This is a genomic window from Paraburkholderia caffeinilytica, assembly GCF_051027425.1.
In the GTDB taxonomy this organism is placed as follows: Bacteria; Pseudomonadota; Gammaproteobacteria; order Burkholderiales; family Burkholderiaceae; genus Paraburkholderia; species Paraburkholderia caffeinilytica_A.
This window is the reverse complement of record NZ_CP186553.1, coordinates 2530546-2545172: the sequence shown is the minus strand read 5'-3', so window position 1 is coordinate 2545172 and position 14627 is coordinate 2530546. Positions and strand designations below refer to the sequence as shown.

Here is a 14627-nt window from a genome sequence, read left to right as displayed (position 1 = left end):
ACCGCGAATGGCCACCAGGAACCTACCAACAACCGCCGCGAGCGCCACGAACTCATCATGATTACGCGCCTCATTCTGCAAACGCTGGCCTGGCTGACATGCATGGGCGCGCTGCTGTTCGGCGTCGCGGGTACCCTCGCATGGCCTGCCGCCTGGTGGTATCTGATCGAGACGGGTGGTTTGAGTTTGTGGGTCGGCCTCTGGCTGGCACGCCACGACCCGGGTCTCCTCGCCGAGCGTCTCGCGCCGATCGTTCAGGCGCAGCAAAGCCGTTGGGACCGCTTCTTCATGATCGGCGTGACGCTGATATGGACCGCCTGGCTCGTCCTGATGGCGCTCGACGCGATGCGCTATCACTGGTCGGCGCCGTTTCCGGTATGGCTGGTGAGCTTCGGCTCGCTCTGCATCTTCCTCTGTCTCTTCATGTGCCGGTTCGTGTTCCAGGCCAATAGCTTTGCCGCGCCGGTCGTGAAGGTCCAGACAAGCCGAGGTCACAAGGTGATCGATACCGGCCCCTATGCCCATGTTCGTCATCCGATGTATTCCGCCGCGCTGCTATTGTTCATCGGCACACCGTTGCTGCTCGGTTCGTGGTGGGGGCTTGCCTGTGTCCCGCTGCTGGTGATCGGCATCGGCTGGCGCGCGGTACGCGAAGAGCGTGTACTGGCAGAGCAACTCGACGGCTACACCGCCTACACCTCACGCGTGCGTTACCGCTTCGTCCCGTTCATCTGGTAGGCGCGCAATGCGCCAATTCGAAGCGCGTCAACCTTTCAATCACCAACCTGTCTAGACAAAACGCACCACGCTGACGCACACGGTCACGAACGGTGCATTGTCGCCGCACGTTCAAAGCTCCCTTAAAAGCCTTGTCGCACGGCATCGTATAGGGGCTTACCCGATGATTTCGGCGATTTCGAACAAATCCTCTTGCGGCTGCTTTTTGACTCATGCAGACTTGTCTATACAAATTAAGCGGCAGTTAAAAATCCAGTTCGACGGTTTCCTCAATCAAAGGAGTTTCGACGTGAAAGTGAAGCGCACGACGTTAGCAAAAGCATTGATGGGCGCCGTTATCGGCGCCGCGACGATTTTCGCGGCACCGGTGCAGGCGAAAGACTGGAAGACGGTGACGATCGCGCTGGAAGGCGGTTACGCACCCTGGAATCTGACCTTGCCGGGCGGCAAGCTGGGCGGCTTCGAACCCGAACTGGTCGCCAACCTGTGCGAGCGCATCAAGCTGCAGTGCAACCTTGTGGCGCAAGACTGGGACGGCATGATCCCGGGTCTGCAAGCCGGCAAGTTCGATGTTCTGATGGACGCGATCTCGATCACGCCGGAGCGCGAAAAGATCATCGCGTTTTCGCGGCCGTACGCCGCCACGCCGGCCACGTTCGCCGTGGCTGACGCGAAAGTGCTGCCCAAGGCCGCGCCGACGGCTGCCGTCGTCAAACTGTCGGGCGATCCGAAAACCGATCAACCCACCGTCGACGCCCTGCGCAAGCAGTTGAAGGGCAAGACCATCGGCATTCAGTCGGGCACGGTCTACACCAAGTTCATCAACGACGGCTTCAAGGACGTCGCCACGATCCGCGTCTACAAGACCTCGCCTGAGCGCGACCTCGATCTGGCCAACGGCCGCATCGACGCATCGTTCGACGACGTGACCTACTACGCCGCCAACATCGACAAGAAAGAGACTGCGTCGATCGTGATGGCCGGCCCGAAGATCGGCGGCCCGATCTGGGGTCCGGGTGAAGGCCTCGCGTTCCGCAAGCAGGACGCCGACCTGAAAGCGAAGTTCGATACCGCGATCGGCGCCGCGCTTGCCGACGGCACCGTCAAGAAGCTCTCTGCCAAGTGGTTCAAGACCGACGTCACGCCTTGATGTGCCTGAGCGCTCAGAAGTAACGGCAGGCGCGGCGTGAAACACCGCGTCCGCCGGCTGGTTTCGATCCGCTGTCATGGATGAGAGGTAGGGAATGGCTCTGATAGAGATGCTCGGCTTCGGGCCGGAAGGCTGGGGCGGCGTGTTGCTGCTTGCGGCATTGATGACGGTCGCGCTGACACTGGCCGCGCTCGCGGTCGGCGCCGTGTTCGGCGCGCTGGTCGCGGCGGCCAAGCTGTCGCGCTTTCGCACGCTGCGCGTGATCGGCGATGTGTACACCACCGTGTTTCGCGGCGTGCCTGAACTGCTCGTCATCTATCTGTTCTATTTCGGCGGCTCCACGCTCGTGACCACGATTGGTCAATGGTTCGGCGCGGACGGCTTTGTCGGCGTGCCGCCGTTCGTGATCGGCGCGCTCGCGGTCGGCATGATTTCCGGCGCGTATCAGGCCGAGGTGTATCGCTCGGCGGTGCTCGCGGTATCGCGCGGCGAACTCGAGGCGGCGCGTTCGATCGGCATGCCCACCATGACGATGGCGCGCCGCATTCTGATTCCACAAGTGTTGCGTTTCGCGTTGCCGGGTATCGGCAATGTCTGGCAATTGAGCCTGAAAGACTCGGCGCTGATTTCCGTCACGGGTCTTGCCGAACTGCTGCGCACCAGCCAGGTGGCGGCGGGTTCGACGCATCAATACTTCACGTTCTTCGTGGTGGGCGGCGCGCTGTATCTGCTGATGACCAGCATCTCGAACCGGATCTTCAACCACGCCGAAGCGCGCGTGGGCCGATCCTTCAAGCGCAACTTCGCGCGCAACTGACGGGGACCGGACATCATGCATTTCGACTTCGATTTCCTGCTCGACACGCTTCGGCAACTGATTGCGGCCGTGCCGACCACGCTCGGGCTGTTCTTCTGCTCGCTGATTCTCGGCGGCTTGCTCTCGCTCGTGATCGTTACGATGCGCGTGTCGCCGCACTGGCTGCCGAATCGCTTCGCGCGGGCTTATATCCTCGTATTTCGCGGCTCGCCGCTGCTGATCCAGATGTTCCTCGTCTACTACGGCATGGGCCAGTTCGGCGTGATTCGCGAGAGCTTCCTGTGGCCGGTATTGCGCGAGCCGTACATGTGCGCGGTTTTATCGTTGGCGCTGTGCACTGCTGGATATACCGCCGAGATTATCCGCGGGGGTTTGATGGCTGTGCCGGTCGGTCAGATCGAAGCGGGCTATTCGATCGGCCTGTCGGGTTTCGCGTTGCTGCGCCGCGTGATCGGTCCGATTGCGTTGCGCCAGTGTTTGCCCGCGTATTCGACCGAGGCCGTACTGCTCGTCAAATCGACCGCGCTCGCCAGTCTCGTCACCGTGTGGGAAGTGACCGGTGTCGCGCAGCAGATCATTCAGCAAACGTATCGCACCACGGAAGTGTTCATCTGCGCGGCGCTGATCTATCTGTTCCTGAATTTCGTCATCGTGCGTTTGCTCGGTTTCCTCGAGGTACGTCTGTCGCGCCATCTGCGTGCGGCGCCGGCGTCAAGCCCGTCGCCGAGCCGGCCGGTTTCCACCACGACTGAAGCACGCCGCGCCGCGCCCTGAACGGCCGAACATTTTGCAGAATCTGGAGAATCCCATGAACGCTACGGCACCTGTTGCACTGTCGGTCAAGAACATCCATAAGTCGTTCGGCGACCACCACGTGCTCAAAGGCATTTCGCTCGACGCCCATCAAGGCGACGTGATTTCGATTCTCGGCGCGAGCGGCTCCGGTAAAAGCACTTTTCTGCGCTGCCTGAATCTGCTCGAAACGCCGGATGACGGCTCGGTAGCGCTCGGTGGCGAAGAACTGAAAATGAAGCGGCGCGGCGACGGCAAGCTGCAACCCAGCGACCGCCGTCAGGTGGACCGGGTGCGCTCGCAGCTCGGCATGGTGTTTCAGAACTTCAATCTCTGGTCGCATATGACCGTGCTGGAGAATCTGATCGAAGGGCCGATGCGTGTACAAAAGCGCAGCCGCGCCGAATCGGTTGAAGAAGCGGAAGCGCTGCTCGCGAAAGTCGGCCTCGCGGAAAAACGCGGTCACTATCCAGCCCATCTGTCCGGCGGTCAGCAGCAGCGTGTGGCAATTGCGCGGGCTTTGGCGATGCATCCCAAGGTCATGCTATTCGACGAGCCGACTTCGGCACTCGACCCCGAACTGGTCGGCGAAGTGCTGCGGGTGATGCGCTCGCTCGCCGAAGAGGGCCGCACGATGCTGGTCGTCACGCACGAGATGGGTTTCGCGCGCCATGTGTCGAATCGCGTGATGTTCCTGCATCAAGGTCAGGTGGAAGCAGACGGTACGCCGGACGAAGTATTCGTCGAATGCAAGTCGGACCGCTTCCGCCAATTCGTGTCGAGCCACCAGGATCGCACGACTAACTAACTGATCGGCGCACGCAGATCACCACTTCTTCACTTCACCGGGCAGCGCACTATCATGGCCGTGATCCGTTCCGATTGTTCTCTTAACTGGCGTCAGGTTGCAGCGGTTGCCGCCGGCGAGCCGCTTGAGCTTTCCGCCGACGCTCGTGCACGGATCGCCGCATCGCGCGAGCTGGTCGAGCAGATCGTCGCGCGCGGCATTCGCGCGTATGGCGTGAATACCGGCGTCGGCGCATTGTGCGACGTGATCGTGTCGCCGTCCGAACAGCACACGCTGTCGCGCAACATCCTGATGAGTCACGCAGTCGGCGTCGGCGTGCCGCTCGGTGCGGCTGAAACGCGCGCGATCATGGTGGCGGCCGTCAACAATTATGCACACGGACATTCGGGAATTCGCCTCGAAGTCGCCGACCGGCTCGTCGCGTTGATCAACGCGGATTGCCTGCCCGAAGTGCCGACGTTCGGCTCGGTCGGCTATCTGAGCCATATGGCGCATATTGCGCTGGTCTGTATCGGCGAAGGCCATGTGCGTTATCGCGGCGAACGGCTCAAAGGGCGCGACGCATTGCAGATGCTCGGGCTCGAACCCCTGGTGCTCGAAGCCAAGGAAGGCCTGAGCCTCGTCAACGGCACGCCGTGCGTGACAGGTCTCGCGGCGCTGGCATTGGCGCGCGCCGAGCGCCTGCTCGACTGGTGCGACGTGGTTGCCGCGATGAGCTTCGAGAATCTGCGAGGCCAGATCGCCGCGTTCGATGCCGAATCGCTGGCGCTGCGCATCTCGCCCGGCCTGAGTCTGGTCGGCGAACGGATGCGCACGGTGCTCGCGGACAGCGGCATCCTCGCGGCGGTGGTCGGGCAGCGCACGCAGGACCCGTTGAGCTTGCGGACCATTCCGCACGTGCACGGCGCCGCGCGCGACGTGCTGGCCGCGACCGCCGACGTGCTCAACCGCGAGCTCGCGTCGATTACCGACAACCCGATCGTCGCCGGCACGCCGGAAGCACCGCGCGTCTATTCGCAGGCGCATGCGGTGGGCGCCTCGATTGCTCTGGCGATGGACAGCCTCGCCACCGCGATCGCACAAGTCGCGGCAATGGCCGAACGGCGTCTCGACCGCCTCGTCAATCCGCTCGTGAGCGGTTTGCCGGCGTTTCTCGCGGAGCCGGGCGGCACCTGTTCGGGCTTCATGATCGCGCAATACACGGCGGCTTCGCTGGTCGCGCAGAACCGGCGCCTCGCGATGCCCGCGAGTCTCGATGGCGGCATCACGTCCGGCCTGCAGGAGGACCACCTGTGCCACGCCACGCCCGCCGCGTTGAAAGCGCTGGAGATCGTCGACAACGCCGGGCGCATCGTCGCGATCGAATTGCTGGCGGCTGCACAAGCTTACGATCTGCAAAGCATCGACGCAGCACGCGCACCGCACACGGACGCGCTCTGGCATCGCGTGCGCCAGGCCGTGCCGACCTATCGCGACGACCGGCCGCTCGCGGATGACATGACAATCGCGTTTCGCATGATCGCTGACGGAACGCCGCCACCGCTGCCAAACCCGGGTAATATGCGGCCCGGGCTGGACGCTTCAGTTGGCGGCGCGGGTCTTGCCGCATTGGCGAGCGTGACGGGCGTGGCCACTACGGGCAAGCTCGGTGCCGACCCGGCGGCCAACGACGGCCGGGCGACGGCCCACGCAGGTTGAAGGACTTGAAGGACTTGAAGGACTCAGTTGCCGGAGCTGGGTCGATGCACTCGAGTTTGATGCAGCTGGATTGATGGAGACAACGCCGGTGAGCAGGCTTACCCGCCGGTGAACCGGCCTGACGTGTACCACCCGTGTACCATCCGCGTACCACCCACGAGGTCGACGTGAACACTATTACAAACGCGCAAACCGCAGACACGCAGGACCGCCCTGACCGTAGCCATGAGACGCCCGCGAAGGCGATGCCCGCCTATGAGCAGATCAAGCGCTATGTGATCAGGCGCATCAGCGAAGGGGACTGGAAGCCGGGCGGCTTGATCCCATCCGAAACGGAGCTGGTCAAGGAATTCGGCGTCGCGCGCATGACGGTATCGCGCGCGCTGCGCGAACTCACCACCGAACGCGTACTGACGCGTGTGCAAGGCTCCGGCACGTTCGTCGCGCCGCAGCGCTACGAATCGACGGTGCTTGAAATCCGCAATATCGCCGACGAAATCGCCGCGCGTGGCCATCGCCATTCAGCGCGTGTGCTGACGCTCGAACCGAGCGACGATCCACAGGCGCTCGAAGCACTCGGTCTCGCCGGCGGCCCGGCATTTCACTCGTGCATCGTGCACAGCGAAGAGGGCGAGCCGATTCAGTACGAGGATCGCTACGTCAATCCGAAGGTCTTCCCCGACTATCTGCAACAGGACTTCACTGTCGAAACACCGAATCACTACATGGTGCGGCTCGCGCCGATCCAGCGCGCGGAGTTTCGCATCTATGCGCAGAAGCCGGACGCGTATGTGCGTCGGCATCTGATGATGGATATCGGCGAGCCTTGTTTGCAGCTATGGCGCCGTACATGGGTTGGTGACGATGTGGCGACGTCGGTGCAGTTGTGGCATCCGGCATCGCGTTTTCATCTGGCGGGCAACGTGTGAGTGGTGGGGCGCGGGCGAGGGGACGAGGGCGCGGCATTCGCGCCGCTAGCCCTGGCGTTGCGACAGATCCGGCGTGAACCGGCAACCCAGCCGGTACCGCGAGCCCGGGTGCACGAAGCGCGCGAACGTGACCGCAACGCCGCTCGTCCAGGTGCGGCGCATCAGCGTCAGGCACGGTTCATCGGTACGAATCTCCAGCAACGCGGCTTCGGCATGCGTCGGCAGACCCGCGTCGACGACATGCTCGACGTCGTGCGCCGGAACGGTCTCGTACAGATACTCGGACGGCCTCGTCGTGGAGAAATCCTGCTTGAGGAAGTCAGGCGCCGTGACCGGATTGACGTAGCGGTCTTCGAGCTGCACCGGCAAACCGTTCTCGCGATGCACGCAAATCACATGAAACACCGAAGCGCCGGGTGCAAGCCCTAAAGCGTTCGACACGGTCACCGGTGCGGTTTCGCGTTGCGAAAGGACTGTGTCGTAGCTGTATTCGTGACCGCGCGAGCGGATCTCGTCGCCGATATGGGCGATCATCAGCAATGTCGATTGCGGCTTGCTTTGCGCGACGAAAGTGCCGACGCCGGACACGCGGGTGACGAGGCCTTCGTCGGCGAGTTCGCGCAGCGCGCGGTTCACCGTCATGCGCGATACGCCGAGTGTCCCGACCAGATCCAGCTCGGACGGCAGACGTTCACCCGCTTGCCGCGCGCCCGATTCGATGATCTGGCGGATGTGGTTTTTGACCTGTTCGTAGCGGGCGGCCGGTGCGTCGTTAGCCATGCGCGTGGCTTTTGTCGCCGCGGCAGACGGGTGGTCGTGAGCTTTGCTGCGAACGGTGGAGGACATCGGCGGCCCTTGCGCTACAGTCCGCGCGAAACGGACAAATCACACGAACCGGGCGAACCAGGAGAGCACCTGTGCAGGTTCATACCGGCTCCACATCGTCGGGGCCGCGCGCCCAGAAGGCATTTCGATCAAAGTAGTTTTGCAGGAACTGCCGCAAACGCGGCTGTCCGGCGTCATGAAAAACTTCGCGCGGTTTGCCTTGCACGGCGATGCGCCCCTGGTCGATGAACATCACCTTGTCGGCCACCTGGGCGGCAAAGCCCATTTCGTGCGTGACCACGGCCATTGTCATGCCGTCGCGCGCGAGCTGCTTCATGACCTGCAGCACTTCGCCGACCAGCTCGGGATCGAGTGCCGAGGTCGGCTCGTCGAACAGCATGATGTGCGGCTCCATTGCCAGTGCGCGTGCAATGGCGACGCGCTGCTGCTGGCCACCCGAGAGTTTCGACGGATACGCATCGCCCTTGTGCGCGAGGCCGACTGTTTCCAGCATCGCGTTGGCGCGGCGGCGCGCTTCTTCACGCGACAGATGGCGCACACGCAGCAACGACTCCATCACATTGCCGAGCGCGGTCATGTGCGGCCACAGATTGAATTGCTGAAACACCATGCCGACGTTGCGCCGCACGCGGTTGATCTCGCTTTGTGACGCCCGTACGCGTTTTCCATTGCGCTCGCTATAGCCGAGCAGTTCGCCTTCGATACGCACGTCGCCCTGATCGTAGGTTTCGAGCGCGGCAAGGCAGCGCAGCAGCGTGCTCTTGCCCGAGCCCGACGGGCCGATGATGCAGACCACTTCGGAGCGGGCGATCTCGAGATCGACGCCGCGCAGCACTTCGACTTCGCCGAAACGCTTGCGCAGGTCGCGCACTTCGATCAGCGGCGCGCCGGGCGGCGTTGCGAAGGCGGAGGTGGTTGCGGAAGATGGCATGTCGGCGATTGCGTTCATAGAGTGGTCCGGATTCCGTTCATGCCATGAAGCGCGCGATGCGGGTTTCAGCCCACATGCCTACACGCGAGGTCAGTTCGACCAGTGCGAGATAGCACACGCACAGCACCAGCAGCGTTTCGACGAAAGCGAAGGTGGCCGAGCCGATGCCGGTCAGCACGAACGTGAGTTCGGGTACGGTGACGATCGACAGCACCGCGGTTTCCTTGCTCAGCACGATAATCAGATTGGTTAGCGCGGGCACGATCAGCACCAGCATCTGCGGCACCTGAATGCGCAAGACGGCTTGCCAGCGAGTGAGTCCAAGACAGGATGCCGCTTCGAGATGACCCGGCGGCACCGATTGAAAGCCCGAACGGAAGGCTTCGGCGAAATACGCGCTGCCGTAGAGCCCCAGGCCGAGCACGCCGGCTGTCATCGGTTCGAGCGTGAGGCCGAAGGAAGGGCCGCCGTAGTACAGCAAAAACAGTTGCACCAGAAACGGTGTGCCGCGAAATAGCTCGATATAGAAGCGCAATACGCCGCGCACCCAGCGTCCGCAAAACAGTTGCAGCACGGCGATCAGAAAGCCGATCAGGATGCCGATTGCCACGCCCGCGGCCCAGGTGCCGAGCGTGGTCGCGAGACCGGCGGCGATCGGTTGCAGGTTGTGCGTGATAACGGTGGGGTCGAGCTTTTGCATGGCCTATTTCAATCTCAAGCTCAAGGTGGGTCAGGCGTGCTGCAAACGGTATTCGGCGGCATGCGCGACGAGCGCCAGCGTGCCGCAGATCACGAAGTAGATCAGCCCGGCGGCAACGTAGGCTTCGAGCGGCCGATAGGTGCTGGCCGCGATGTTCTGCGCGGTGCGCGTCAACTCGGCCACGCCCACCACCGAAATCAGCGACGAAGCCTTGATCAGCAGCACCATTTCATTGACGAGCGAGGGCAGCGTCATGCGGAACGCCTGCGGCACCAGAATGCGCCGCAACATATCGAACGGTGAAAGCCCGAGCATGCGCGCGGCTTCGAGTTGACCCGGTGGAATACTGAGGAAGCCGCCGCGCAGAATTTCGGCGATATAGGCGGCGGAACATAGCGACACGGCGCTCACCGCCGCGACGATCGGCGAGACATTGATGCCGGCGAACGGCAGCAGGTAGTACACCAGCAGCAATTGCACCAGCATCGGCACGCCGCGAAAAAAGAACACGTAAGCGCCGCCGAACATACGCGCCGGACGCTTCGGAGAGAGGCGCGCGGCACACACGCCGATCGCGACGAAGAAGCCGATCAGGAGACCGGTCAGCGAAATTCCGATGGTGGCCAGCGCCGCGTGCAGCAGCAGCGGCAAACCCTGGAGGAAGACGGTTGTGCTGAACATAAGCGTCGCACTCGCTAGAACGGGGAGGGCGATGCGGCTCGTCCGGAGGCGCGCATCGCGTACTTCAAAAACACTTGCGTTAAAACATCAGGCTCTCAAAGCATTTGGCCGTCTTGCATCGAACGTCAGGCTATCCATGCATCTGGCCACCCTTGCGTCGAGCCATCAATAGTTCGGCGTGGGCATCGTGGTCGGTGCATCCATTGCGACGCCGAACCACTTTTTCTGCAAGGTTGCGAGACGTCCGTCGCCATGCATCTTCACGAGTGCGGCATTGAAGGCATCGGCGAGCGGCTTGCTGTCCGCGTCTTTACGCAGGCAGTAGGCAAAGTACACTTTCGCGCCGAACGGCGGCTGCACCACGGCGAAGGCTTCGGGGCGCTGTTTGGCGACGTACGCGATGTTGGTCATCGAGTTCGCGACCGCCGCGATACGGCCGGCGGCGAGATCGGCGTAAGCCTGATTGTTGTCGACGTATTCGCGGATTTCAGGCGGCTTCGGCAGGGTGGCCACGTAGGCCTTCAACTGGTCGAGCTGGGCTGAGCCTTTGCCCGCGCCGACCGTTTTGCCGGCGATATCCGACGATTGCTTGACGGATGAGTCGTTGGCCCGCTTGAGCAGCGCGTCGGTGGCGTCCGCGATCGGCAGGGTGTACGTGTAGCGTTCCATGCGCGCTTTGGTGACCGTCAGCGGACCGCCCACCATGTCGAACTTGCCGGCTTCGAGACCCGGCAGCACGCTCGGCCACGGCAAGTCGATGAAGCGCACCTTCACGCCCAGTTCCTTGCCGATCTCGGCGAACAGGTCTTTATTGAAGCCCGCTTGCTGGCCGTTTTCCAGGAAGTCGAAGGGCGCGAACTGCATCTCGGTGCCGACGACCAGTTCGCCGGCTTTCTTCACTTTGGCGAGCTGGTCTTCCGCGTGGGCGGTGACGCTTGCCGCGCACAGCGCCAGCATGACCAAACGACACTTCCAGCCTGCAAGGATGCTCATGGGATTCTCCGGTTGGCAAAGCGGTGTCGCGCGAAAGCGGTTCGTCAGATGGACCGGCGCGAGTCATGCGATGCAGTATATACCGCAGTTTTCGCGCGAAATAAATAAACGCGCGAGTAGAGAAAAGCCCTTACGTGAAGCCCCGCGAAGCAACTTGCGGGTACGCTTTTGGCGGTATATACAACTGGAATGCACGAGGCAGGCGCGCTTGTCGTGAGCGATTTGCAAGCCTCTTTCGTCGGTTGAATTGATTAGCGCTCCAGGGAGCAATGCAATGCCCGTGACCCGCATTCCGATCATCGATCTTGCCGGCGTGCGCGCCGGCGACCCGCAGGCTTTGACGCGCGTGGCGCACGAAATCCGCGAAGCGTGCACGACGATCGGCTTCTTCTACATCGTCAATCATGGCGTGCCGCAAGCGGCAATCGATGCGGCCGAACAGGTGGCGCGCACGTTCTTTGCGTTTCCGGTGGAGACGAAGCGGCGCGCGGCGGTCAATCAAAGGCATCGAGGTTTCAACGCGCTCGGCGACGCCACCATGTATCAGGCCAAGCGCCCCGACTACAAGGAGTTCTTCAGCATCGGACTCGAGTTGCCGGAAGACGATCCCGACGTGCTGGCCGGGCAGGCGCTGCGTGGACCGAACAACTGGCCGGATTTCATGCCGGAGTTGCGGCCCGCGCTCTATGGTTATTACGAAGCGCTCGCTGCATGCGGGGCCGATCTGCTGCGGGCCGTGGCGGTGAGCCTCGGTGTCGACGAGCATTTCTTCGCGCCGCGCTATACGAAGCGGATGCAGCGCACGCAGATGGTCTACTATCCGCCGCAACCGCCCCAGTCGGACGCGGATCAGTTCGGCGTCGCACCGCATACCGACTACGGCTGCATTACCTTGCTGTGGCAGGATCAGGTGGGCGGCTTGCAGGTGCGTGAGATCGCCAACGATACGTGGGTCGATGCGCCGCCGATCGAAGGCAGCTTCGTCGTGAACGTCGGCGATCTGCTGGCGCGCTGGACCAACGATCGCTTCCGTTCCACCTTGCATCGCGTGATCAATGCGTCGGGGCGCGAGCGCTATTCGATTGCGACGTTCTATGATCCCACTTACGGTGCGACGGTCGATCCGCGCGAGCTCGGCACGAGCGACGCCGACCTCAAGTACCAGCCGGTTGCTGCGGGTAACTACATCCTCGGGCGGATCAACGATTCGATGGGGTATCGGAAGAAAGCGGCAGCTGAAGGGACACAAGGAACCACCGCATGACAGATAACAGTTCGGCAGGCGACGTGGCGAGCGGCGCGGGCAATGACGCAACCCACGGCGCAGCGCCGCTTTCCGCAACACTCGACGCGCTGCGTGCCGCGCTCGGCGCCGACGCGGTGCGCGTCGGCGAGCAGATCGGCGAACGCGCGCTGACCGACTGGACACGCCACGAGCCGACGCGTCCTGCTGCACTGCTCCTGCCGCGCAGCACGGAAGAAGTCTCGCGTGCGTTGGCGATTTGCCACGCAGCGTATCAACCGGTGGTGCCGCAGGGCGGCATGACCGGTCTCGCGGGCGGCGCGATTGCGCGTGCGACCGATATCGCGCTGTCGCTCGAACGGCTCACCGGCATCGAAGAAATCGACACTGCCTCGGCGACGCTAACCGTGCGCGCCGGCACCACGTTGCAAACCGCACAGGAGGCCGCTGCCGAAGCGGGTTTCGAACTCACCCTCGATCTCGGCGCACGCGGCTCGTGCCAGATCGGCGGCAATCTGGCGACCAACGCGGGCGGCAATCGCGTGATCCAGTCGGGTACCGCGCGCGATCAGGTGCTTGGGCTCGAGGTCGTGCTTGCCAATGGCGACGTGCTGACTTCGCTCGGCAAGATGGTCAAGAACAACACCGGCTACGACCTGAAACACTGGTTCATCGGTTCGGAAGGCACGCTCGGCGTGATCACGCGCGCGGTGCTGCGGCTCCATCCTCAACGCGCTTCGCGCCACACGGCACTTGTTGCGCTCGACGGTTACGGCGCCGCCGTGAACCTGCTGCGCCGCCTGTCGACGCGCTTCGGCAACGACATCGGCGCGTTCGAGATCATGTGGCCGGATTTCTACGATTTCGGCGTAAAACTGACGGGCACCCGCTCGCCGTTCGCCGACTCGCACCCGCTGTATGCGCTGATCGAACACGCGAGCTTCGACGCCGGCGACGACGGTGAGCGTTTTTCCGAAGCGCTGACTGAAGACCTCGATTCAGGAGCGATCCGCGACGCGGTGATCGCGCAATCGGTGGCCGACGTGCGCGCGTTATGGGCGATTCGCGAATGCACCGCCGAGTTTCCTGTGCGGCTGGACGCGATCAATTTCGACGTGAGTTTGCCGATCAGCGAGATCGGCGCGTTCGTCGACCGCTGTCGCGCGGCGCTCGATCAGCGCTGGCCAGGCAACGCGTCGTATTTCTTCGGGCATATCGGCGATTCGAATCTGCATGTCACCGTCGACGGTCATTCGATCCCTGGTGTCGATCACCGCGAGGTGTATGCGTTCGTCTACGAGATGCTGGGACCGTTGCACGGGTCGGTGTCGGCGGAACACGGGATCGGTTTGCTCAAGCGCGAGTTCTTGCCGATCTCGCGCTCGCCGGCTGAATTGGCCGCCATGGCCGCCATCAAACATGCGTTGGACCCGCACGGCATTCTGAATCCGGGCAAGCTGTTTTGAGCAGGACGTGCCGCGCGATTTACTGCGGTGCGTCTACGGCGTGCGTCAGCAGTTCGCTGGCGTAACGGCGGTACAGCCATGACAGCGAAGCCGCTGCGAACACGATCAACACGGCATTCAACAACGCCTGAACGATCGCGATGACGGCCACCGCCTGGGTTTGATGCGTGGCCTGCATGTGGGGGCCGGCGATGAAAAGAAAAATGGCGCTTAGCACGAAGAGCGGCAGATACGTGACGAAGCCCACGCCGATCATGCTCCACACGTGCCCGCGGCTGTCTTTCCAGGCGGCGCGCAGTGCAAGCCTGCTGCCGAGCGCAATGGACGGATAGATCAGGATCAACCGCATGGTGATGAACAGGTAGATCACCAGCATTGGCAGGTAGACCAGAAAACCGAGCCGGAAAACGCGCATGGCGACGTAACCCAGAGTGGCGAACACCAGCATCGACAGCACGACAGTCAGCGAGACGAGCGCGTAGCGGCCGAGCGGCTTGCCATTGAGCGGCACGAGCGGCTGCACGCCTTCGCCGAGCAGCACGAAGCGATGGACCTTGATCGTCAGCGTGCCGCCCACCACCATTTGCAGCGCGACCCAGACGAGCGGCAACAGTCCCTGGCCGAGATGTGTCGCCGTGTCGAGGCCGTCGGCGGCCGTGGCCGGAGGGTGCGGGTGGGCCAGCAGCGACGTGCAGGCCAGTACCGCGCAAACGCCCAGGAACAACCAGGGCATCTGCGTAACCGCTTGCCACGAACTGATCCATCCTTTCTTGACGCAGGCCCCGAAGGTCAACTGTTGCATAGTTTTTCGCGAAATCGCTTTAATGTGTGAAGC

Annotated in this window: 15 protein-coding genes; 9 read left to right on the top strand and 6 right to left on the bottom strand. The window is 62.9% G+C overall.

Going from position 1 to position 14627, the window contains the following annotated elements; translation table 11 throughout:
* Positions 1 to 57 precede the first annotated feature (57 nt).
* From ACOSV0_RS31720 to hutC (ACOSV0_RS31690), 7 genes are all read left to right on the top strand, one after another.
* The gene (locus ACOSV0_RS31720) at positions 58 to 738 is read left to right on the top strand and encodes a methyltransferase family protein (protein ID WP_434111370.1); all 681 of its coding nucleotides are present in this window, start codon (positions 58 to 60) and stop codon (positions 736 to 738) included.
* Between the two features lie 325 nt (positions 739 to 1063).
* The gene (locus tag ACOSV0_RS31715; protein WP_434115932.1) at positions 1064 to 1888 is read left to right on the top strand and encodes a transporter substrate-binding domain-containing protein; all 825 of its coding nucleotides are present in this window, start codon (positions 1064 to 1066) and stop codon (positions 1886 to 1888) included.
* Positions 1889 to 1982: 94 nt separating this feature from the next.
* On the top strand, positions 1983 to 2705 hold the full coding sequence (locus ACOSV0_RS31710; RefSeq protein WP_434111368.1) for an ABC transporter permease: 723 nt from the start codon (positions 1983 to 1985) through the stop codon (positions 2703 to 2705).
* A gap of 15 nt (positions 2706 to 2720) precedes the next feature.
* Positions 2721 to 3479 (top strand): ABC transporter permease, encoded by a 759-nt coding sequence (locus ACOSV0_RS31705; protein ID WP_434111366.1) that lies wholly within the window; start codon positions 2721 to 2723, stop codon positions 3477 to 3479.
* A gap of 34 nt (positions 3480 to 3513) precedes the next feature.
* On the top strand, positions 3514 to 4305 hold the full coding sequence (locus ACOSV0_RS31700) for an ABC transporter ATP-binding protein (RefSeq protein WP_028197383.1): 792 nt from the start codon (positions 3514 to 3516) through the stop codon (positions 4303 to 4305).
* A gap of 54 nt (positions 4306 to 4359) precedes the next feature.
* Entirely contained in the window at positions 4360 to 6003 is a 1644-nt protein-coding gene (locus ACOSV0_RS31695; RefSeq protein WP_434111362.1) for an HAL/PAL/TAL family ammonia-lyase, read from the top strand.
* A gap of 245 nt (positions 6004 to 6248) precedes the next feature.
* Positions 6249 to 6932, top strand: coding sequence for a histidine utilization repressor (gene hutC, locus ACOSV0_RS31690; protein WP_434115930.1), 684 nt, complete (start codon positions 6249 to 6251; stop codon positions 6930 to 6932).
* A gap of 45 nt (positions 6933 to 6977) precedes the next feature.
* Here the strand turns inward: hutC (ACOSV0_RS31690) and hutC (ACOSV0_RS31685) are convergent, their stop codons facing one another.
* The 5 genes from hutC (ACOSV0_RS31685) to ACOSV0_RS31665 all read right to left on the bottom strand — a co-directional run bounded on the left by hutC (ACOSV0_RS31685) (position 6978) and on the right by ACOSV0_RS31665 (position 11083).
* On the bottom strand, positions 6978 to 7778 hold the full coding sequence (gene hutC / locus ACOSV0_RS31685; protein ID WP_434111360.1) for a histidine utilization repressor: 801 nt from the start codon (positions 7776 to 7778) through the stop codon (positions 6978 to 6980).
* Between the two features lie 79 nt (positions 7779 to 7857).
* Positions 7858 to 8727, bottom strand: coding sequence for an amino acid ABC transporter ATP-binding protein (locus ACOSV0_RS31680; protein WP_434111358.1), 870 nt, complete (start codon positions 8725 to 8727; stop codon positions 7858 to 7860).
* Positions 8728 to 8746: 19 nt separating this feature from the next.
* On the bottom strand, positions 8747 to 9409 hold the full coding sequence (locus ACOSV0_RS31675; RefSeq protein ID WP_408213264.1) for an amino acid ABC transporter permease: 663 nt from the start codon (positions 9407 to 9409) through the stop codon (positions 8747 to 8749).
* Between the two features lie 30 nt (positions 9410 to 9439).
* Entirely contained in the window at positions 9440 to 10090 is a 651-nt protein-coding gene (locus tag ACOSV0_RS31670; RefSeq protein WP_434111355.1) for an amino acid ABC transporter permease, read from the bottom strand.
* A 165-nt stretch (positions 10091 to 10255) separates the two neighbouring features.
* A complete protein-coding gene (locus ACOSV0_RS31665) occupies positions 10256 to 11083 on the bottom strand; it encodes a transporter substrate-binding domain-containing protein (protein WP_434111353.1) in 828 nt (275 codons plus the stop codon).
* Between the two features lie 274 nt (positions 11084 to 11357).
* Between ACOSV0_RS31665 and ACOSV0_RS31660 the strand changes: the two genes are divergently transcribed.
* On the top strand, positions 11358 to 12347 hold the full coding sequence (locus ACOSV0_RS31660; RefSeq protein WP_434111350.1) for an isopenicillin N synthase family dioxygenase: 990 nt from the start codon (positions 11358 to 11360) through the stop codon (positions 12345 to 12347).
* Positions 12344 to 13792: an FAD-binding oxidoreductase gene (locus tag ACOSV0_RS31655; RefSeq protein WP_434111348.1), complete on the top strand. Its 1449-nt coding sequence runs from the start codon at positions 12344 to 12346 to the stop codon at positions 13790 to 13792. The genes ACOSV0_RS31660 and ACOSV0_RS31655 overlap by 4 nt, the downstream gene beginning before the upstream one ends.
* A gap of 19 nt (positions 13793 to 13811) precedes the next feature.
* Here ACOSV0_RS31655 and ACOSV0_RS31650 read toward each other — a convergent pair whose 3' ends face one another.
* Positions 13812 to 14594, bottom strand: coding sequence for a hypothetical protein (locus ACOSV0_RS31650; RefSeq protein ID WP_434111346.1), 783 nt, complete (start codon positions 14592 to 14594; stop codon positions 13812 to 13814).
* Positions 14595 to 14627 lie beyond the last annotated feature (33 nt).